This is a genomic window from Streptomyces xanthochromogenes (assembly GCF_014650455.1).
Classification (GTDB): Bacteria; Actinomycetota; Actinomycetes; order Streptomycetales; family Streptomycetaceae; genus Streptomyces; species Streptomyces xanthochromogenes.
Map to the genome: position 1 here is coordinate 647,896 of NZ_BMUZ01000003.1, position 20,785 is coordinate 668,680.

Below are 20,785 nucleotides of genomic sequence, written 5' to 3' on the forward strand. Positions count from 1 at the left end.
TTCTCCGATCGGATCGAGTGTGTCGGCGGGGCCCGGAAGGCGCCTACGGTCGGCGCGGGCCCCGGGAAGGAGTGTTGAACGGCTCGGCCGGTTTTCATGAGCCAGTACGCTCGGTCTGAGCAGATCCGACATCATGGGCTTCATGAAGACGTATCTCGACACATCGAGCCGTGCGGATCGTGAACTGTCCGAGGAGGAACTGGCCCTCGCGCACGCATTGCAGATCAACGGACGGGCCTCGTTCCGGGAGATCGCCGACGCCCTCGGGGTGTCCGACCAGACGGCCGCGCGGCGGTGGTCGCGGCTGCAGTCCGCCGGCAAGCTCCGGGTTCTCGGACTGACCGATCCGCAGCGCGTGGGCGACTCCCCATGGATCGTGCGTGTGCGCTGCACCCCGGACGCCGCGGCCTCCATCGGGGAGGTCCTCGCCCGGCGCCCGGACACCAGCTGGGTCAACCTCAGCTCGGGCGGTACCGAGATCTCCTGTTCCGTACGCACGCGCGGCCCGGGGACCGAGGAGTCCCTGCTCCTGCAGAAACTGCCGCGCACACCGCAGGTGGTGGACGTCTCGGCGCACTGCCTGCTGCACGTCTTCTTCGGCCAGGACCTCAGCACCATCAACAAGAGCGGGCCGCTGACGGCCGAGCAGGTCGAGCAGCTCACCCCGTCCGTCCAGCCGCAGCAGGCCACGGCCGACACCCCGCCGGTGATGCTCGACGAGAGCGACCGCCGGCTGCTCGACCTGCTGGCCAGGGACGGCCGGGCCGCACCGGCGGAGCTGGCGGCCGCAACCGGGCTCTCCTTGTCCACCGTGCGCCGCCGCATCACGGAACTCCGTGCCGCCGGGGTCCTCTACTTCGACGTCGAGTACCACCCGGGCGTGCTGCACCGGAAGTTCCGTGCGGCCCTGTGGCTGGAGATCGACCCGTCCCGGCTCGCGGAGGCGGGAGCGGCGATCGCGGCCCACCCGGAGGTCTCGTTCGCCGCCGCCGTCACGGGCACGGCCACCCTCTACGCGAGCATCGACGTGGCCACCGCGCAGCTCTTCTACCGCTACCTGACCGAGTCGGTGGCCGCCCTGCCCGGCCTGCGCCACACGGCGACCGTCCCCATCCACCGAACCCTCAAGGGCCCCGGCCCCTACCTCCCCACCCGGGCCTGAAGCACCGGATCCGAACCGGCCGGGGCTCAGCCACCGGAGCCCGTCGGTGCCGAGCCGGAAGCAGCGGCGACACGGGGCAGCCGGCGCCGGGACCGTCCTCGTTCGTCAGCGCGCCCGGTCCGGGGCGACCCCGACGCCGGGCAGCATCGCGCGGCGGCAGCGCACGAGGTAGCGTTCGGCCGCTTCCACGGCGGCGGCCATCGAACGCTCCCCCATCAGTACACACAGCGTGTACGCCGCGTCGTCCCGGGCCTGGAGCGCACCGGAATCCCGCGGCGCGCGGGCGACCCTGCGTTCCCTGCTGCGCAGCAGGGCCAGGAGTTCATGGACGACATGACAGTGGGGCAGCAGCATCGTGTGCTCCGGCATCGGACGAAGGACGTGGGGGCATGGCGGCATCGACGCCCCTCCGGGTGCCCGCGGTCGCCATGCGTGCGCGACCCGGCTCTGAAGCGCCTCTCATCGTCGCCCCCCACCTCACCATCCGCACCCCGAAGCATCACGCTGCGCAACCGGGGTGAAGGCCGGCCACTGGGATGACCCCATCCGTATCGACAAGGTCACGCACGGTAGTTTCTCCGGGTCCGGAATTTAATGAGCGATCCCAATGGTTGGCATATACATCGACCGATTCGGATCGACCTGCCGGCGCACAGCCGGTCGGGCCGGCACTGACAGCGAGGCACCGTGAACGACCACAGCACCGAGCAGCCCGCCGAGACCGTCGCGCGGCTGCGCGCCACCTTCCGCTCCGGCCGCACCCAGCCCGTCGAGTGGCGCACCGCCCAGCTGCGCCGCCTGCGCGAGATGCTCACCACCCATGGTGCGGACCTGGCGGAAGCCCTCCACGCCGACCTCGGCAAGAGCTCCACCGAGGCCTTCCGTACCGAGATCGACTTCACGATCCGCGAGATCGACCACACCCTGGAGCACCTCGCCGACTGGCTGCGCCCGGAGCCCGCCCCCGTTCCGGCCCACCTCGGCGCGGACGCGACGGCCCGGACGCAGTACGACCCGCTGGGCGTGGTCCTGGTCATCGCCCCCTGGAACTACCCGGTCCAGCTGCTCCTGACGCCGCTGCTCGGCGCGCTGGCCTCGGGCAACGCCGTGGTCGTCAAGCCCAGCGAGATGGCCCCCGCCACCTCGGCCGCCCTGGCCCGTCTGCTGCCGCGCCACCTCGACACCGACGCGGTCGCCGTCGTCGAAGGTGCCGTACCCGAGACCACCGCCCTTCTGGCGGAGCGTTTCGACCACATCTTCTACACGGGCAACGGCACGGTCGGCCGCATCGTGATGCGCGCCGCCGCCGAGCACCTCACCCCGGTCACCCTCGAACTGGGCGGCAAGTCACCGGCGTTCGTCGACCGCGGCGCCGACCTGTCCGTCGTCGCGGACCGTCTCGTACGCGGCAAGTTCCTCAACGCCGGGCAGACCTGCGTCGCACCGGACTACGTCCTGACCGACCCGGAGACCGCCCGTGCCCTGGAGCCCGAGTTCGCCCGCGCCGTCGAGGCGGTGTTCGGCGCCGATCCGCAGAGCTCGCGCGAGTTCGGCCGCATCGTCAACGAGCGCCACTTCGACCGGCTCGGCTCGCTGCTCGGCTCCGGCCGTACGGTGACCGGCGGCCACACCGACCGGGCCACCAAGTACATCGCGCCGACCGTCCTCGCCGACGTCGACCCCAAGGCGCCGGTCATGCAGGAGGAGATCTTCGGTCCGATCCTGCCCGTCGTCACCGTGGCGGACCTGGACGAGGCCATCGCGTTCATCAACGACCGCGACAAGCCCCTCGCCCTGTACGCCTTCACGGAGTCGGACCACACCCGCGAGCGGCTGGCCGCCGAGACGTCCTCCGGAGGCCTCGGGTTCGGCCTGCCGCTGGCCCACCTGACCGTCTCCGACCTGCCGTTCGGCGGGGTGGGTGAGAGCGGGATGGGCAGCTACCACGGCCGCTACTCGATCGAGACGTTCAGCCACCGCAAGGCCGTACTGAGCAAGCCCCTCGGCTGATCCGGCCGCTCAGCCGATCCGACGGGCTCTCGCCCCGGCCCCGGCCCCCTCGGCTGATCCGGGGCAACCTCGACGCCTGGCCCACCTGAAGGGCCAACCGAAGGGTCAACCACCGTGCCGTACAAGGTGGTTGACCCTTCAGGCATGCTCCCCCAGCACCTCGCGGATCACATGACGGGCGTTCCGCGCCATCGCCGGGTTCGTGCCGCGGTAGTACGGCAGCGCGATCAGCGCCTGCGAGAGCGTCCGGGCGCGGCCCCGGCGCCACGTCGGGTCGTCAACGCCGAGCGCCTCGCGGAAGGCCCGCCTCCCGACGGGCGGGAGCAGGTTCCAGGCGGGGAAGAGGTCGCAGGCCGGATCGCCCGCGCCCGCACAGCCGAAGTCGATCACCGAGGCCAGCCGGCCGCCGTCCACCAGGAGGTTGCCCGGCATGAGGTCGGCGTGCAGCCACACCTGCGGGCCCGCCGCGCCCGGAGCCCGCAGCCCGTCCTGCCACACCGCCTCGGCGGCATCGCAGTCGACACCCTCCTGCGGGATGTCACGCAGCAGCGCGACGGCCCTGCGGGTTTCCTCGTCGAGAGATTCAAGTGGCCCTCCACGATGGGCCGTTGGGGCCGCGGGCAGCGTGACACGCCACATCGCCTCGACGAACCCGGCCAGGTCACGCGCCAGCCCGACGGGGTCCCGCAGCGCCCCCGCCTCCGGGGTCTCGCCCACCCGCCACCGGTACACCGACCACGGCGCGGGGTAGCCCTCCGCGGGCTCCCCCGCGCCGAGCACCTCGGGGATGGCGACAGGCAGCAGGGGCGCGAGGCGAGGCAGCCACTCGCGCTCGCTCAGCACGTCCCCGATCCCGCCCGCCACCAGCGGAAGCCGCACGACCATGGCGTCGCCGAGGCGGTACATGGCGTTGACCGTTCCCCCGGACGCGAACCGCTCCACCGCGAGCCCGGCCCACCGCGGGAACTGCCCGGCGATCAACCGCCGTACCAGGTCGTCGTCCAGGGCGTACTGATCGGGGTGCATCGGCTCGGTGCTCACGAGGCGCCATCCCATCGTCATGCGCCCTGGGCAGTCAACCCGTTTCGGTGCCACCGAGCAGCCCCCGACCGCGCCCCTTCCCAAGGCGTTCACCACAGCTCGGCCCGACCCGACCTGCGCAGCGCTACGAACTCCGGCTCCCCGGCTGACGGTCCGCGAAACCGCCAGGTCAGAGACGCCTTTCGGGCTCCTTTGGTTTGAGATCCGCAGAAGCGGCCAGGCGTACTGGTGTCGGAAAACATGATCGACCGCAGGTGGAGGCAACCCATGACGAGCGACGAGCGGGCCTCGCGGACACACGGCCACGCCGAGAGCGCCGCCAAGGATGTCGTCGACGGCTGAGCCTTCGGAATAACCCCCACCTCCCTCCCCCACCTCACACGAGTCCTTTATGTCCCGTTGAGGACCAAAGCCCTGTCGTCAGTGCGGGCTTTGGTCCGGCGATCAAGGACTTTCACCGTGTGATCGCGCCGCCCGGAGAGAGTTCCATGTAGGGCGCACCCTTCTGTAGTCGAGCGAGAGAGACGTTGCGTGCTGAGCACCGAGGATCACCAGCCAGAGCCCGAGGCAGTCACCCGGCACCGTTCCCTGTTCCGGGCGGTCCACCGCAGGCGGAACCCGGCGCTGCGCCGCTCTGACATCACCGTGACGGACGAGGCCGCGGTCAAGCGCGCGGTCAAGGCCACGGCGCTCGGCAACGCCATGGAGTGGTTCGACTTCGGCGTCTACTCCTATCTCGCCGTCGTCATCGGCAAGGTCTTCTTCTCCGGTGCCGGTGACACCATGCAGGTCATCGCGTCGCTCGCGACGTTCGCCGCCGCCTTCCTGGTCCGGCCGCTCGGCGGCATGTTCTTCGGGCCGCTCGGCGACCGCGTCGGCCGGAAGAAGATCCTCGCCCTCACCATGATCATGATGGCCGCGGCGACTCTGTCGATCGGCCTGATCCCCAGCTACGCGACCATCGGCATCTGGGCGCCGGTACTGCTGATCCTGTGCCGCATGGTCCAGGGCTTCTCGACCGGCGGCGAGTACGGTGGCGCGGCCACGTTCATCGCGGAGTACGCGCCGGACAAGCGGCGCGGGTTCTGGGGCTCCTTCCTGGAGTTCGGCACGCTCATCGGCTACACCGTGGCCGCCTCCCTCGTGACCGCCCTCACCGTGTTCCTCAGCGACGACGCCATGCAGCAGTGGGGCTGGCGCATCCCGTTCCTGGTGGCGGGTCCCCTCGGCCTCGTCGGCCTCTACCTCCGGCTGAAGCTCGACGAGTCGCCTGCCTTCAAGAAGCTGGAAGAGAGCGGCTCGTCCGACCGGGAGCGCGAGAAGCTGCCGCTCAAGCGCATCCTCTTCGGCAACGGCCGCGCGATGCTGCTGTGCCTGGCGCTGGTGGCGGCGTTCAACATCACCGACTACATGCTGCTCTCGTACATGCCGACGTACCTCTCGACGCAGGGCTTCAACGAGACGACCGGCCTGATGTCCATCGTGATCGTGATGATCGTGCTGATGGCGATCATCAATTCGGTCGGCCGCCTCTCCGACCGGGTCGGCCGCAAGCCGGTCCTGATCGGCGGGTCCATCGGCTTCATCGTGCTCGCGGTCCCCAGCTTCCTGCTGATCAAGACGGGCAGCACCATCGCGGTGTTCACCGGACTGCTCGCCCTGGGCCTCGCCCTGGTCTGCTACATGGGCACCATGTCCTCGGCGCTGCCCGCCCTCTTCCCGACGGCGATCCGCTACGGCTCGCTCTCCATCGGGTTCAACATCTCGGTGTCCCTGTTCGGCGGTACGACCCCGCTGGTGGTCCAGGGTCTGATCGGGGCCACGGGCAACGACCTGATGCCGGCGTTCTACACCATGCTGGCCGGGCTCGTCGGCCTGGTGGCCGCGATCGCCATGACCGAGACGGCCCGCAAGCCGCTTGAGGGCTCCCCGCCCTCGGTCGCCACGGCCGAGGAGGCGGCGGAACTCGTCGCCGCCTCGCGCGCCTGACGACCTGCGCGACCGCAGAGAGTGCCGCACCCCGCTGATCGCCTGCGCGACGGGGTGCGGCCTCTGTCGTAGGGTGAGCCAGTCGTGCAGTGCCGCAGAAATCCGGAGCAAGTTGAGCGTGTCCTCGTCCTTCCAGCCGGTCCTGGACCGCATCGCCACCGAGATCGCGGCCACCCCGGGCCGAGGCCGCCCGGCGGACTACATCCCCGTACTCGCCTCGGTCGACCCCCGGCGCTTCGGGATGGCCGTCGCCGAGCTCGACGGCACGGTGTACGGGGTCGGCGACTGGCAGCACCCCTTCTCCACGCAGTCCATCACCAAGGTCTTCACCCTCGCGCTGTGTCTCGCGCGGGAGGGCGAGGAGCTGTGGGAGCACGTCGGCCGTGAGCCCTCCGGCAACCCGTTCAACTCCCTGGTGCAGCTGGAGTACGAGGCCGGCATCCCGCGCAACCCGTTCATCAACGCCGGTGCCCTAGTCGTGACCGACCGTCTCCAGTCCCTGACCGGCGACGCGGCCGGCACCCTGCGCACCTTCCTGCGCGCCGAGTCCGGCAATCCGCGCCTCGGCTACGACGAGCAGGTCGTCGCATCCGAGGCCGCCCACAGCGACCGCAACGCCGCGCTCGCCCACTTCATGGCCTCGTACGGCAACATCTCCACGCCGGTCCCCGAGCTCCTCGACCAGTACATCCGCCAGTGCGCCCTGGAGGCGTCCTGTGCGGACCTCGCGCGAGCCTCCGGTTTCCTGGCACGGCACGGGATACTGGCCGACGGTTCGTCCCTGCTCTCGCGCAGCCGGGCCAAGCAGATCAACGCGGTCATGCTGACCTGCGGGACCTACGACGCGGCGGGCGACTTCGCCCACCGCGTGGGCCTGCCCGGAAAGAGCGGTGTCGGCGGCGGCATCATCGCCGTGGTGCCCGGCCGCTGCACCCTCTGCGTCTGGAGCCCCGGCCTCGACGAACGGGGCAACTCGGTGGCGGGGGTCGCCGCCCTGGACCGCTTCACGACCCTGACCGGGCTCTCCGTCTTCTGACGAACTCCCAGGCCCGCCACCCTCACCGACCGTCAACTCCCCCGCGCTGCATGCGAGTTGGGGCAACACCTCACACCAGGTCGAACTCCCGACTCGTCACCCCCTTTCTGTACCTACTAGTATGTACGAGCCATAGCCCGGCGCGGCCCGCCGCACCTCGGCCCCGCAGCCGGACCACCGCAGAGGGGAACCGACATGCCGTTTGTCCGGATAGACGCGCTGGGCGCCGACAGCGAGCGGCTCGACGCGCTCGGCCGCGCGGTGCACGACGCCCTGGTCGAGGCGATCGGCATCCCGCCCGACGACCGGTTCCAGGTGCTGGTCGGTCACGACGGCACGCACAGCACCCTGCGCTACGACGACTACCTCGGCGTACGCCGGGACCACGGCATCGTGTTCGTGGCGATCACCCTGCGCGCCGGACGCACGCCGGGCCAGAAGCGGGTGCTCTACCGGCGGATCGCCGAACTGGCCCACGCGTACGCCGGTACCGAGCCGCGCAATGTCTTCGTCACGCTCACCGAGAACGAGTCGATCGACTGGTCGCTCGGCGAAGGCGTGGCACAGTACGCGCCCGCACCCGAAACGCCGTAGCCGGTCCGGCGCACGGCGGGCCCGGGGTCCGTCGGCGTCCCCGGTGCCCCCGCCGGGGCGTGCTCAGCCACTGCCCGCCGCTGCCGGGGCCGGCTCGGGGACCGGTGTGCGGGCTGCTCGGGGCAGCAGGAGCGGGGTGGCCAGCATGAGGACTCCGGCGACGACGATCGCGGTGCGCGGGCCGGTCAGGCCGGCCAGCACGCCTCCGAGCGCCGTCAGGAGCGCGATGGTCGCCTTGCTGGTGACCGTCCACGCCGACAGCATGCGGGCCACACGGTCGGTGCCGGTCTGCTCAAGCCGGTAGGTGGCGAACACCGGGTTGAAGATTCCGCAGCTGGTGATCAGCCCGAGCTCGACCGTGACGACGAGTACGAGGCCGCCGGCACCGGGCCCGACGAGCGCCAGCCACGGCACCCAGCACGCGCGCAGCGCCCCGGAGGCCAGCAGAACCCTGCGCTGCCCGAACCGGACGACGAGCCGGCGCGCGAGGCGTGAGCCGATGAGGCCGCCGATGCACGGGGCTCCGAACGCCAGGCCGTACTGCCAGGGCGCGAAGCCGAGGGAGCCGAGCATGAGCGTGGCGAGCAGCGGGGCGGTCGTCATGATCAGGCCGTTGACCAGGATCGTGTTGAAGAGCAGGGGGCGCAGCGAGGGGTGCGTGAGGATGTGCCGCCAGCCTTCGAGCAGTTCGCCGCGCCGCAGCCGCGCGGACGTCCCGCTCCGCGCGGGCGGCGGCGCCTCCTTGCTGCCGATCGCCCGGATTCCCAGCGCCGAGAGCAGATAGCTGACCGCGTCGGCCGTCACGGTGGTCACGGGACCGAAGGCACCGATGGCGAATCCGCCGAGCGGTGGTCCGATCATGGTGGCGGTCCAGGAGGTGGACTCGAACCGTCCGTTCGCGATGAGCAGGTCCTCGGGCGCGACGAGCGACTTGAGGTGGGCCCCGCTGGCAGCCCTGAAAGCGATGTCGGCCACGCCGACGACCACGGAGACGACGAGGAGCTGGGCGAAGCCGAGCAGACCGAGTGCGAAAGCCGCCGGGATGCTGAGGACGGCGGCGAACCGGATCAGGTCCATGGTGACCATCACCGGCCGCTTGGCGCGGAACTCGACCCACGGGCCGAGCGGGACCGCGAGCACCGTCCCGACCGCGAGCCCGGCGGCGGCGAGCGCCGACACCGCTGCCGGTCCGGCGTGCAGGACCAGGATGGCGATCAGCGGAAACGCGTCGAACGCCAGCATCGTGCCGACCGTGCTCACGCCGTACGCGGCCCACAGCCATCCGAACTGCCGCCCCAGCGACCGCCTCCTGCCCGCCATGCCCAGTACACCTCTCACCCGCCCTGCGGAACCGCCGTGCGGAACCGGCCCTGTGGAACAACCCCACGTCGGCTCGTGAGATCCAAGCGATCGGCACAGAGGCAGGTCAAACAACCGGTCCGGCGGAAAGCCACAACCAGGCATTGTGCACCAGGCGTACCCGGCGGAACCGCCCGCCCGTGCCGGGCAGCCGGCCGACGCACCCGGCCCGGCCCCGCGGGGATGCCCTAGGATCGCCCGCCGTGGATCTCAACGCCGTACGCACCTATGTCGCCGTCGCGGACGCGGGGCAGTTCCAGAAGGCCGCCACCGATCTCGCGATCAGCCAGCAGGCCGTCTCCAAACGCGTCGCCACGCTGGAGAAGGAGCTCGGGGTGCGGCTTTTGACCCGGACCGCATCCGGCGCCCGGCCGACCATCGACGGCCAGGCCTTCCTGCCGCATGCCCGCGCACTGCTCCAGGCCGAGGAGCGGGCGGCAGCTTCGGTCCGGCCCGGCCACCGTGCGCTGCGCGTCGACGTGATCGGCCGCCGCCTCGCACCCGCCGATCTGCTGCGCGGCTTCCACCGTGCACACCCCGGGACCGAGCTCGACGTGGTCACGCTCTTCGACGCGGACGCGGCCTTCGCCGCCGTACGCTCCGGCACGATCGACGCGTCGTTCCGCGCGGTCACCGTGACCGAGCGGGAACTGCCCGACGGGATCACGACCGCCCGGGTGCACGACGAGCCCGTACAGCTGCTGACCGGCCCGGGCCACGCCCTCGCCCACGCCCGCGCGGTCAGCCCCGCCGAGCTCGTCGGGCACCGGATCTGGATGCCCGGCCTCGTCGCGGGGACCGAATGGGCCGCGTACTACGACGCGCTCGCGGTGGCCTTCGGCCTCACCATCGAGGCGACCGGCCCCGATTTCGGTACCGAGCCGCTCCTCGACACCATCGCCGGCTCCGCCGTGCTGGCGACCCTCGTCGGCGAGCAGACCCGGTTCGCCTGGCCGGCCGACCAGGGCCTGCGGCGCATTCCCCTCGTCGATCCGACACCGGTCTATCCGCACTCCTTGATCTGGCGCAGCGACAACCCGCATCCCGCACTCGCGGCACTGCGCGGCCACCTCGCCTCCGCCTTCCCCGCGGAGCAGAGCAACTCATCTTCCTGGTCGCCCAGTTGGGTGCGCATGAGGACACCGGCGCAACGCTTCGGCGCGGACGGCGAGTCGTTCCACCGGACCTGACGGAACCCGGCCGGTGCCGAACGGGCCGCCCTGAAGATCGCGGTATCGACAGGAGGCGTACGACCGTACACAGTGGCCTCCTCGGTCTTCGTGACCACACCAGCAGACGAGGAGCCACCGTGACGCAGTGGGCAGGCCGGACCGCCGTCGAGATAGCCGAGGCGGTGCGCCGCAAGGAGGTGACGCCCCGAGAGGTCGTCGCCCGCCATCTGGCCCGCATCGCCGAAGCGAACGACCGCATCGGGGCGTTCCGCGTGGTGCGCGCCACCGCCGCGCTCGCTGAGGCGGACGCGGTCGGCGACCGTACGGATCTGGACCGACTGCCGCTCGCGGGCGTGCCGGTGGCCGTCAAGGACAACCTGCCGGTACGCGGCGAGAGCACCCGCAACGGTTCCGCGGCCACCTCCACGGCTCCGGCCGCCGCCGACCATGTCACCGTGGCCCGGCTGCGGGCGGCCGGCGCGATCGTGGTGGGGCTCACCCACGTGCCCGAGCTGTGCGTCTTCGGCACGACGGACGGGGTGCACGGCACGGCCCGCAACCCGTGGGACCCGACGCGCACGGCGGGCGGCTCCTCCGGGGGCAGCGCCGCCGCGGTGGCGGCCGGCCTCGTACCCATCGCGCTCGGCAACGACGGCATGGGCTCCCTGCGCATCCCCGCCGCGCACTGCGGCCTCATCGGCCTCAAGCCGGGCACCGGGCGCATCCCCTTCGATCTCCACGGCGGCTGGTTCGGGATGTCGGAGCACGGCCCGCTGGCGACGACCGCCGCGGACGCCCGGCTGATGTTCTCGGTGCTCGCCGATGAGCCCGTCGGGCCGGACGGCTCAAACGGTGCGTCCCGCGGTGAGCCGGACGCCCCGCGGAGGCTCAACATCGCCTTCTCCACCCGCAGTCCGATCCTGGGCGTCCGCGTCGGCGCCGCCTGTGCGGCGCTCGCCCGCCGGGCCGCCCGCACCCTCTCGGGCGCGGGCCACCACGTGGCGACCGCCCATCCGCCCTACCCGCTGTCCTTCGGAACGGCCGTCCTCGCCCGCTGGACCGGAGGGGTCGCGCAGGAAGCCGAAGGCCTCGATCCGCACCTGCTCGCTCCGCGTACCCGGCACCACGTCCGGGCAGGGCGGCTGGCCGAGCGGCTCGGCATGCTGCGTACCGACCACCGGGCCGCGCTGAACGAACGCCTCAAGCCGTTCTTCGAGGAGTACGACGTGCTGCTCACCCCGGCCCTCGCCCGCCCGGGACCGGCGGCCGAGGCCTGGCACGAGCGCGGCTGGGTGACCAACATGCTGGTCAACACCGCCTGCTCGCCGATGACTCCGCCGTGGAACCTCTCGGGCCGCCCGGCGCTCGCGATGCCGTTCGGCTCACTGCCTTCGGGGCTGCCCGGGTCGGTCCAGCTCGTGGGACGGCCCGGCTCCGAGCATCAACTCCTGGACCTGGCGGCTCAGTTGGAGGAGCTGCACCCCTGGCGGCGCACCGCATCCGGAGAGACGACGAGCGCCCCCTGAAGGTGAAGCTTCAACAGACGCACAGGTCAAGGGAGTTGACGGAATGCGAAGGTGACCACGGCCGCACGGGCGTGGCATGATCATCTTCACGTTACCTGTCGGTAATGGCCACCCCCCAACCTGAAGGTCACACCTCCGTGCGCATGCTCACCAGACGCCTCCTGCTTCCCGGCCTCACCGCGCTCGCGCTGGCCGGCACCGGGTGCTCGGCGCCCGCCGCCCCCGTGGCGGCCGGGCCGGGAGGCGCCACCACCCCCGCGTCGAAGGCGACCGGCGGGGATCAGCGGCTCGAAGTGGATGCCGCCGCCCCGCAGGGGTCGATCGCGCCCACGCCGCTGGCCCGGGCCCACAGCGGCAAGGGCCGGCCGGAGAAATCCGCGCTGAAGGTCGCCTCGTACGACAGGGCGAGCGGACGCGCCGTCATATCCGCCGCCCCGCCCGGCCACAGCGCCAAGCCCAGCCACTCCCCCGCGCCGGGCAAGCCCGCAGACAAGCCCGTCGCGGTGGGCGACGTCATCGCCAGCGCGCCCGCGCCCGGCGCGCCCGACGGCCTGCTCGCGAAGGTCACCGAAGTCGTGGGCAGGAGCGAGGAGGGCACCGAGGTGAAGACCGCCCCCGCCACCCTCGCGTCCGTCCTCAAGGACGACAGGGCCGAAGGCAAGGTGCCGGTCGACCCCGCGTCGGTCAGCGTGGTGCCCCTGATGAAGGGCGTCACCTTCTCGTGGGCCAGGAGTCAGGGCGCGCGCTTCGGGCCGCAGGGCGCGAAGCTGCCCCTCGGCAGTCTGCGCCTCGATGTGAACGCCGGGGTGAACACCGCCAAGGACGCCCCCGCCTCGGCCGCGGCGTCGGTCTCCGGCTTCCTCCAGCTCACCCCGCAGGTGGAGTTCGCGTACGGCGGAAGCAAGGACGGCGGGCCCGGACCGAGTTCGGCCTTCCTCGGCATGAGCGGGGACTGGTCGTCGCGGTGGGCGCTCAAGGGCCGTGCGGCCGCGAGCACGGGCGCGCCCCAGCGCATCCCCTTCGCCAAGCTGCACAGCGCCCCCGTCATCCAGGTGGGCCCGGTGCCCGTCGTCGTCAACCTCGACCTGACCTGTTACGTGCAGGTGGCGGCCGACGGCCACGCCACCCTCGACGTCCAGCAGGACGTCAAGGGCGACTTCCGGGTGGGCGGCAGCTACGCGACGGCCAAGGGCTGGGCCCCGGTCAGCACGTCGGACGTGCACAGCACCCCGGTGAACGCGAGCGTCTCGGCGGCCGGGACCGTCAAGGGCGCGCTCGGCGCGGAGGCGTCCGTCGGCCTGTACGGCGCCCTCGGCGTCACCGCGGACGTGGCCCCTTATCTGCGCGGCGCGGGAGACGCCAAGGCCGTCGCCTCCAGTGACGGGAAGTCCTCCGCGCACGCCTCCTGGGCGGTGTACGGCGGCTTCGACCTGGCCGGCCGGCTCGACTTCCACCTGTCCCTGTTCGGCACACCGGTCATCGAGCACCGCATTCCGCTGGGCGCGCTCCACCGCGAGTGGGCCCTCGCGAAGGGGCAGAGCGCGGTGTGACCGCTACACGGGGCGTACGCCCGTGTGGACCGTGGTGGCGGAGAGCAGGAAGGCATCGGTCCGGCGCAGGATGCCCTCGGGCGCGTCGGCGTCGAGCAGCAGGTCGAGGGTCTTGATGTCGGCCTCGTCCAGGGACTCGCTCATCATCTCCCTCAGGCGGGTCAGCTGGGCGTGCAGGAAGGTGCGGGCAGCCTCGTCCAAGGGCGCCGGCAGATCCAGGAGCAGGGTGAAGCTCGCGATCCCGGTGAGCCCGGCGCGGCCGAACATCGCGGGCCAGTCCTCGACCACCGCGGTGCTGCCGGGCAGTTCGGACCGCATGATCTCGAACCAGTACTCCTGGGCGGCGTCGAGCCTCGCCTGCAGTCCGGGGCGCCCGGTGCCGATGTCACGCGGAAGGAAGCGCATCGGCAGGCCGCCCTCCGCCACCGCGAGCATCCCGCCGGGGTTCAGCGCCCCGGCGAGCGCGTCGAGGACGCCCTGCTGATCGCCGATGTGGTGCACGGCCTTGCTGCTCCAGATCAGATCGGCCGTGCCGAGCGCGCCGTCCAGGCCGTCGGGGAGTTCGGCGTGCCGGACGGCGACGCGCTCGCCCACGCCGAGCCGCTCGGCGCGGTCCCGGGTGTGGGTGAGCAGTGCGGCGGCGCCGTCCACCGCGACCGTCTCGGCGGCCGGGAAGGTCTCGGCCAGCACACAGGTCATCACGCCCGGACCGCTGCCGATGTCGAGGACCCGTCGGACCTCCCGCTCCGGGCCGAGCAGTTCGCTCAGGCGGCCCGCCGTCCGGCGCAGGACCGGGAGCTGGAGTTCGCCGCTGTTCACGAGATGGGCGGCCATGACCTCCCAGTCGAGGTCCCCGTGCTGGTGGCCGTGGGCGTGTGCGTGGTCTTGTGCCTGGTCTTGTGCATGTCCGGAATCGTTGTGTGCGCTCATGCGGACGAGCCTGCGCCCGCCGGGCGGCCCACGGCAACTTTCGTTGCTGATTCCGGGACGCCGGGCGCACTCCCGGGCCTCCCTTCACCCCAACTCGACACCCGGGTACGGCGTTTGCTGCGCCTGGCCGTTGGCTAGGGTGCCGTGATGGACGCCATGGACGTTTACGAATCCGCGCTCGGGCTCATCGGCGGCACCCCGCTGGTGCGGCTGCGCACCGAGGGTGCCGCCACCGTCTACGCGAAGCTGGAGTATCTGAGCATCGGGGGCAGCGCCAAGGACCGCATCGGTCTGCGCATGGTCGAGCAGGCGGAGAAGGACGGGCTGCTGCCGCCCGGCGGGACCGTCGTCGAGGCCACGTCCGGCAACACCGGCATCGGTCTTGCCCTGGTGGCGGCCCAGAAGGGATACCGCTCCCTCGTGGTGGTGACGGACCGGGTCAGCGAGGAGAAGGTGAACACCCTGCGGGCCTTCGGCGCCGAGGTGGTCGTCAAGCCGGGCGGCCTGCCGCGCCAGCACCCCGACCACCCGATGAGCTTCGCGGCCCACCTCGCGGATTCGACGCCCGGAGGCTGGCTCGCGAATCAGTACGACAACGCGGCCAACCCCGAGGCCCACTACCTGACCACCGGTCCCGAGATCTGGCAGCAGACCCGCGGGCGCGTCACCCACCTGGTGTCCTGCATCGGGACGGGAGGCACCATCAGCGGGGCCGGCCGCTACCTCAAGGAGGTCAGCGAAGGGGGCGTCCAGGTGATCGGCGCGGACCCCGCCTCCTCCGTGTACGGCGGGGGCGACGGACGTCCCTACTTCATCGAGGCAGCCGGTCACTTCCTGCACCCGGACACCGAGCAGGACGTGTGGCCCAGGTCCTACCACCCCGATGTCGTCGACCGGATCGTGCCCGTCGCCGACCGGCAGGCACTGCACACCGTACGCCAACTCGCCCGCGATCAGGGCCTGTTGGCGGGCGGTTCGTCCGGCACCGCACTGGCCGCGGCCCATCAGGTGGCCGCCGGGGCGGGGGCGGACGCCGTCGTCGTCGTGATCCTTCCGGACTCGGGACGGCAGTACCTGACCAAGTACTTCAACGACACCTGGATGCTGCGCCTCGGCTTCCTCGACGGCGACGCGAGCGGCCCCCGGGTCGCCGACGCCGCTCCCGAGGGCGGCGTCGCCCCGGCGCTGCCCTATCTCAACATCCGCACCCCGGTCGGCGACGCCCTCGACGTGCTGCGGGCGAGGAAGCTCGCCGGGGTCGAATCCGTGCTGCCGGCCGGTCCCTGCCCTGCGGGCCCGGACCGGCGGCCCACCGCGCCCGAACTCACCGGATCGGTGACCCTGGCCGGACTCGAAGCCGACCTTCGGGACGGCGTCGCGGCGCCGGACGACCCGTTGGCGGACCACCTCGACGCGCCGCTCGCCCAATTCGGCTACGGCGAGCCGGCCGAGGAGGCCCTCGGCACACTGACCCGGCATCTCCGGGACACGGCGGTCGTTCTGCGCGACGGCTGCGCCGAGGCCCTGATCACTTCAGCCGGCCTGCGCGCTCTGCTGCCCACCGACCACTGAGTTTGCCCACACCGAGCTCGCCCTGCGAGGCCCGCGCCGCTGCCATGTGCAGGGTGCGCAGGGCGAGCAGGAGCACGCCGATGTCGTCCAGGTAGATCGGATCCGGGAGGAGGTCGACGGGGCTGACGACATAGAGGAGCGCGCCCCACCAGGCCGCCTTGTGGGTCAGCGGGATTCCGGCGTCCTGGAGGAGCTTGCGGGCCTTGATCAGGCGAATGGTCAGAACGACCGTCACCACGGCGGTCGCCAGGAGCGCGAGGGCCGCGAGGACCAGGCCGACCTTCATTTCGGTGCTCATCGAGCCGCCTTCCGTCGCTCTGTGGCGGCGATGCTACTGAAGCCGGCTCTCGGGGACCTCGGACGCGCTCTCGTCCGGGAGGTGCACATCGCTGACGGCGATGTTGACCTCGACGACCTCCAGTTCCGTCATCCGTTCCACCGCCCCGATGACATTGAGCCGGATCTCGGCGGCGACCTCGGTGATGCTCACCCCGTACTCGACCACGATCTCCAGGTCGATGGCCGTCTGGCGTTCGCCGACCTCGACCTTCACGCCGCGGGTCACGGAGGCGCGGCCCGGCCGCATCGCGCCGAGCGTACGGGCCAGGCCCCCGCCCAGGGCGTTGACGCCGGGCACCTCTCGGGCGGCCAGTGCCGCGATCTTCTCCACGACACCGCCCGCGATGGTCGTCCGGCCACGGGTGGCCGGCGGCTCGCCCACGCCGCTCCTGGCGGGTTCGAGCGTGGTGCTGTCCGCGGCCGCGCCGGACGTGAACGTACCGGGCGCGGCCGTGCCGGGCGCGGCCGTGCCGGGCGCGGCCGTGCCGGGCGCGGCCGTGCCGGGCGCGGCCGTGCCAGGGGTGGCCGTGCGGAACTCGTCCGACTCGGGTTTCCGCAGGGTCTGGCCGATCGGCTCCGTCATGCGAAGCCACCTCCTCGGGGAGTGCTGTGGCGGCCGGCGGCCGCCGGGTCGCTCCCTCCGGGTACCGTGCTCCAGGCGGTTCATGCGGATATCGGGCCAGTTACCCGCGGAAGCCGCCGGCCGCCGCGGGCGAGCGGTTCAGCAGCCGGGCGCGCCCTTGCCGCCGCGCTGCGGCAGGCTGAGGTTGGGGGCGCCGTCCGGCCAGGTCAGGGCGATGGTCTTGGCCGTGCCGTCGGAGCCGAGCTGCACCACCGGGGTCGGCTTGCCCGCGGGGGTGCCGTCGCTGCCGAACGACAGCCAGCCGCTGGCCCCGGGCAGCATCTGCGCACAGTAGAACTGGTGCAGGATGCCGGTCTCCAGGCCCGGGTTCTTCAGGCCCACGGCGTCGCGCCGCCCCGCGCTGACCGCCGCGACGGCCGCGTCGTGGGTGAGCATCGCCTGGCCACTGGCCAGGTCCACGGGATCGAAGGAGAGGGCCGGCCCGTCGTGGTCGGCGGTCAGGGGCTGCCCGGTGCAGGGGTCGGGGCGCCCGGTGAACGCCGACCAGAACTGGTCGTAGTTGTGCTTGGCGTCGGAGCCCGGGCACTCCTTGCCCCACTCGTCGGGGCTGGCGAGCGCGGTGTAGGCGACGGTGACCCGACCGGAGGCGATGCCGCTCAGGACGGCCTTGTCGCGGATGGACTCCGAGGCGTCGTCACCGGCGAGGATGTGCAACTGCGCGATCCCGCACGGCGCGCCCTGCACCCAGTTCTCCACGAACGCCCCGAGGTCGCGGCCCCGGCCCGCGAAGTAGACGACGGAGGGGGCGGCCTGGCACAGGTTGGCATGCATGAGGTTGAACTGCTGGACCAGATAGGCCTGACGGCCCGATCCGGCGGGCAGATCGACGGGCGAGGTGTACGGCAGGACGGTCACGGTACGGCCCGGCACCTTGAACTTGGCCTTGGCGTCCTCGGCGAGCGTCTGGGTGTAGTCGTCGCCCGTGACGCTGTCCGCGACGACGGCGAGCGAGGTCACCGCGGGGCGCAGCCCCGATACGTACTGGTTGGCGGCGGTCACCGAGTCGGAGTTCGTCGGGGACACCCGGAACATGTCGACGATCTGCTTCTTGCCGGTGGGGTCGGCGGGATCCAGGTTCATCGAGTTGCCCGTCACCGTGGACCCGATGACCGGGATGTGCAGCTGGGCGGAGATCGCGGCGGCCGCGCGGCGGGTCTGCTCGGTGGACTGGCCGAGGCCGACGACCGCCGAGATGTGCTCGGAGGCAGCCTTCTCCTTGAGCTTGGCGACGGTCTGCTCCCACGAGCCGTACTGGCTGCCCATGTTGGCGAGGTACAGCTTGATGGCGGGCGTACTGCCGTACGCGGCGGTGTTGTTGGCCCGCCACACGGCGGTGAGGGCGCCTTCGATGTTGGGGTAGAGGGAGTCGTAGGTGAGGGTGTCCACATCGGATATGGGCGAGAGGTCCAGCATCAGGACGATGCTGGTGTACGGGCCCTTCACCGTGTCGTTGGCCGACTTGACCATGCCCTCCAACTCCCGCATGCGGGCGGGCTCGTGGTCGGTGAAGGGGCCGCTGTCGATGTTCACCCCGGCGCAGGCGAGCGGGCTTCCCGTCGCGGTCAGGCCGGTGCCGCAGGTGAGCGAGGGCGGGAAGAGCTTGCCGTATCCCCAGCGGCCGCCGAACACGAGGCCGGCGAGGATCACGAGCGCCGCGAGGGCCGACAGCACGGGGTGGCGGCGCAGCCGGCCGAAGCGGGGACTGCCTACAGCGGGTGTCATGGACACTCCTTGCGGTGCGGTCGGCGGGCGCGTCCTTGCCGCACCCGCCGCGGGGCTAGGCGAAGGCGGCCGCCGCCTGCTGGAGCGGACTGACGTCCAGCAGACGGGAGTTGTGCGCGAGGCGGTTGAAGCATTCCTGTATCTCGCCGTCCCAGCGCCGGGTGTGCTCGGTCAGCGGGTCGTTGTACAGCCACAGCAGGGCGAGGAGTTTCGCGGTGGCCACCGCGAAGACCGTCCGCCCGGCGCTCTCGACCCCGCCGAGCAAGGTGCTGTAGGCCTCCTGGGGCGACTGCTCGTACAGCAGCCGGCAGGGTGCCGACGACAGGTAGTCGAGCAGCCGGATCCAGGCGCGGTGGTCCTCGTCGAAGCGGTCGGCGAGTGCGGCGGCGACCGGTTCGAAGCGGCCGAGTGCCAGGTCGTGGAAGAGCCCGCGCTCCACGGCCGCCGGGTCACCGCCGAGCGCCGAGGGGGTGGCGAGCGCGAAGGACTGGTCGGCGAACACCTCGTGCCACAGGGTGGGTTCGGCGGGCTGGGTGCGGCGCGCGGTGTTCAGGGCGGTGAGTGCGGAGCGGGCCAGCCAGGGGTGCAGGGTGGCGGGTGAGTCGGCGTCGCCCCGGCCGATCTCGTGGATGCGGGAGGGGCGGTGGGTGAAGGTGCTCACCCACAGGTGGCGGCGCAACAGCTCAAGGCTGCGCGGGAGTTCCGCGGAGTCCGCCGGGAGGCGGGGGTCCTGCGCGGTACGGACGTCGGCGAGGTAGGCGGCCGCGAGGACGACCGCGGGGGTGGTGCTCCAGGTGGTGCCGGGGACGGGCAGCCCTTCGGGCAGGCTGGTCTCCAGGGCGTACGACCACAGGGGCGTGCCCTCCTCGTCGGCCGGGTCAAGCAGGGAGACGGCGGGGCCGTGCGGCCCCGGGTGGACGCCGAACGGTTCCTCCAGGACGGCGGAGACCGCGCCCCGGTGGCCCCCGGTCAGCCGGTGGACGACCGATGCGGGCAGCGGACGGGCCGGGGACGGGTCGGAGCGGTCCATCGAGTAGCCGACCTGCTCCTCGGTCATCGGGTCGAGCCACACCGGGTACCACCAGGCGGCCGCGGGGGCGCGCTCGACGCCGACGGCCGCGTCGTTCTCACCGGCCCACAGGGTCCGGGTGGCCCGGGAGAGCACCGGGACGCGGCGCTGGGGCGTGCCGGCCAGCGGGGTCGAGCGCCAGGGCTCACACCACCAGGACGTCCACTCGGACTGCCATTGCGCGCAGGCGGACAGGACGAGGAGCGGGTCGGCCGCGCCCGTGCCGTCCACGTCGGACAGCTGGTTGCGGGCGCGGGCGCCGGCGAGTTCGGTCAGGAAGCGACGGCCGGACGGGGTCTGCGCCCCGTCCACCAGGAGCACCCACGCGTGGTCGTGCCGGTCGCGCCGGGCGCCGTGGGCGGGCAGCACGCACGAGCAGGCGGAGCGTATGGGGGGATGCCGCTCGGCCTGGTCCTTGACGTCGGCGAGGAACGCCGCCATCAGGGGGCCGACGGCGGCGGACCGGGAGCTGGAACTCAGCCGGATCAGCGCGTCGATGGAGCGGGCGGACTCGGCCTCGGGGACGTTGATGTGCCAGCGCAGCGCATCCCGTACGCCCCAGCGGGCGGCGCTCTGGAACAGCGAGCCGATGACGGGCTTGGCCTGGTCGCGTACGGCGGAGACCACTTCGCGGGCGGGCCCCGACACCAGGGGGCTCAACGCGCCCTGGGTGACGACGTCCATGGCGCCGACCGCGGCGCCCTCCAGATTGATGGCGATCCTGCCGCCCCGGGTGCTGCGGACGTACTGCTGGATCAGTTCGCGGATCTGTACGGTGGCCCGGCCCCGATCGGCGTCCAGGTTCTCGTTGAGGGCGAGCAGCCCGAGACCGAAGCGGTGGAACACCGGGCCGCGCCGCAGGTTGTCCCAGCCGCGCATCATCTGGAACGCGGCGAGCGCCGCGGCGGAGACCGGGTCGACCGGCTGCTCCTCGAAGTCGAGGCCCGCGTGGATCACGGTGCCGCCGCACGCCCGCGACACGGCCTGCAACAGGTCGGTCTTGCCCGACTGCCGGGGCCCCAACAGCGCCACGATCGGCTGCCGTTGACCTGGATACCGCCACAACATGTG

17 protein-coding genes are annotated in these 20,785 nt (G+C 72.1%); 9 read left to right on the plus strand and 8 right to left on the minus strand.

Going from position 1 to position 20,785, the window contains the following annotated elements:
* The first annotated feature begins 142 nt into the window (after positions 1–142).
* Positions 143–1,162 (plus strand): Lrp/AsnC family transcriptional regulator, encoded by a 1,020-nt coding sequence (locus IE267_RS10290; protein WP_167160590.1) that lies wholly within the window; start codon positions 143–145, stop codon positions 1,160–1,162.
* Between the two features lie 105 nt (positions 1,163–1,267).
* Here IE267_RS10290 and IE267_RS10295 read toward each other — a convergent pair whose 3' ends face one another.
* On the minus strand, positions 1,268–1,531 hold the full coding sequence (locus tag IE267_RS10295; RefSeq protein ID WP_229860928.1) for a DUF5133 domain-containing protein: 264 nt from the start codon (positions 1,529–1,531) through the stop codon (positions 1,268–1,270).
* 318 nt (positions 1,532–1,849) lie between these two features.
* Between IE267_RS10295 and IE267_RS10300 the strand changes: the two genes are divergently transcribed.
* On the plus strand, positions 1,850–3,172 hold the full coding sequence (locus tag IE267_RS10300; protein WP_167160587.1) for an aldehyde dehydrogenase family protein: 1,323 nt from the start codon (positions 1,850–1,852) through the stop codon (positions 3,170–3,172).
* 138 nt (positions 3,173–3,310) lie between these two features.
* Here the strand turns inward: IE267_RS10300 and IE267_RS10305 are convergent, their stop codons facing one another.
* On the minus strand, positions 3,311–4,198 hold the full coding sequence (locus IE267_RS10305) for an aminoglycoside phosphotransferase family protein (RefSeq protein WP_189763029.1): 888 nt from the start codon (positions 4,196–4,198) through the stop codon (positions 3,311–3,313).
* Between the two features lie 546 nt (positions 4,199–4,744).
* Between IE267_RS10305 and proP the strand changes: the two genes are divergently transcribed.
* The 3 genes from proP to IE267_RS10320 all read left to right on the plus strand — a co-directional run bounded on the left by proP (position 4,745) and on the right by IE267_RS10320 (position 7,832).
* Positions 4,745–6,202 (plus strand): glycine betaine/L-proline transporter ProP, encoded by a 1,458-nt coding sequence (proP, locus tag IE267_RS10310; RefSeq protein WP_167160585.1) that lies wholly within the window; start codon positions 4,745–4,747, stop codon positions 6,200–6,202.
* A 112-nt stretch (positions 6,203–6,314) separates the two neighbouring features.
* On the plus strand, positions 6,315–7,238 hold the full coding sequence (locus IE267_RS10315; RefSeq protein ID WP_161246336.1) for a glutaminase: 924 nt from the start codon (positions 6,315–6,317) through the stop codon (positions 7,236–7,238).
* A 195-nt stretch (positions 7,239–7,433) separates the two neighbouring features.
* Positions 7,434–7,832, plus strand: coding sequence for a tautomerase family protein (locus tag IE267_RS10320; RefSeq protein ID WP_189762908.1), 399 nt, complete (start codon positions 7,434–7,436; stop codon positions 7,830–7,832).
* A gap of 63 nt (positions 7,833–7,895) precedes the next feature.
* Here IE267_RS10320 and IE267_RS10325 read toward each other — a convergent pair whose 3' ends face one another.
* Positions 7,896–9,152 carry an MFS transporter gene (locus IE267_RS10325; RefSeq protein WP_189762909.1) on the minus strand — a complete coding sequence of 419 codons (1,257 nt, stop codon included), beginning with the start codon at positions 9,150–9,152 and terminating at the stop codon, positions 7,896–7,898.
* A gap of 242 nt (positions 9,153–9,394) precedes the next feature.
* Between IE267_RS10325 and IE267_RS10330 the strand changes: the two genes are divergently transcribed.
* The 3 genes from IE267_RS10330 (at position 9,395) to IE267_RS10340 (ending at position 13,439) form a co-directional block, all read left to right on the plus strand.
* Positions 9,395–10,381 carry a LysR family transcriptional regulator gene (locus tag IE267_RS10330; protein ID WP_189762910.1) on the plus strand — a complete coding sequence of 329 codons (987 nt, stop codon included), beginning with the start codon at positions 9,395–9,397 and terminating at the stop codon, positions 10,379–10,381.
* Between the two features lie 119 nt (positions 10,382–10,500).
* Positions 10,501–11,889, plus strand: coding sequence for an amidase (locus IE267_RS10335; protein ID WP_189762911.1), 1,389 nt, complete (start codon positions 10,501–10,503; stop codon positions 11,887–11,889).
* Positions 11,890–12,026: 137 nt separating this feature from the next.
* Entirely contained in the window at positions 12,027–13,439 is a 1,413-nt protein-coding gene (locus IE267_RS10340; protein WP_189763030.1) for a hypothetical protein, read from the plus strand.
* 3 nt (positions 13,440–13,442) lie between these two features.
* On the opposite strand, the gene IE267_RS10345 is transcribed toward IE267_RS10340, so the two are convergent.
* Positions 13,443–14,369: a class I SAM-dependent methyltransferase gene (locus IE267_RS10345; RefSeq protein WP_189762912.1), complete on the minus strand. Its 927-nt coding sequence runs from the start codon at positions 14,367–14,369 to the stop codon at positions 13,443–13,445.
* A 147-nt stretch (positions 14,370–14,516) separates the two neighbouring features.
* Between IE267_RS10345 and IE267_RS10350 the strand changes: the two genes are divergently transcribed.
* Positions 14,517–15,941: a pyridoxal-phosphate dependent enzyme gene (locus tag IE267_RS10350; protein ID WP_229860930.1), complete on the plus strand. Its 1,425-nt coding sequence runs from the start codon at positions 14,517–14,519 to the stop codon at positions 15,939–15,941.
* Here the strand turns inward: IE267_RS10350 and IE267_RS10355 are convergent.
* From IE267_RS10355 to IE267_RS10370, 4 genes are all read right to left on the minus strand, one after another.
* Positions 15,898–16,239 (minus strand): YkvA family protein, encoded by a 342-nt coding sequence (locus IE267_RS10355; protein ID WP_189762913.1) that lies wholly within the window; start codon positions 16,237–16,239, stop codon positions 15,898–15,900. The genes IE267_RS10350 and IE267_RS10355 overlap by 44 nt on opposite strands.
* Positions 16,240–16,272: 33 nt before the next feature.
* A complete protein-coding gene (locus tag IE267_RS10360; RefSeq protein WP_189762914.1) occupies positions 16,273–16,863 on the minus strand; it encodes an Asp23/Gls24 family envelope stress response protein in 591 nt (196 codons plus the stop codon).
* A 138-nt stretch (positions 16,864–17,001) separates the two neighbouring features.
* Positions 17,002–18,645, minus strand: a complete 1,644-nt coding sequence (locus IE267_RS10365; RefSeq protein ID WP_189762915.1) for an ABC transporter substrate-binding protein — start codon at positions 18,643–18,645, stop codon at positions 17,002–17,004.
* Positions 18,646–18,700: 55 nt separating this feature from the next.
* On the minus strand, positions 18,701–20,737 hold the full coding sequence (locus IE267_RS10370; RefSeq protein ID WP_189762916.1) for a hypothetical protein: 2,037 nt from the start codon (positions 20,735–20,737) through the stop codon (positions 18,701–18,703).
* Between the last annotated feature and the right edge of the window lie 48 nt (positions 20,738–20,785).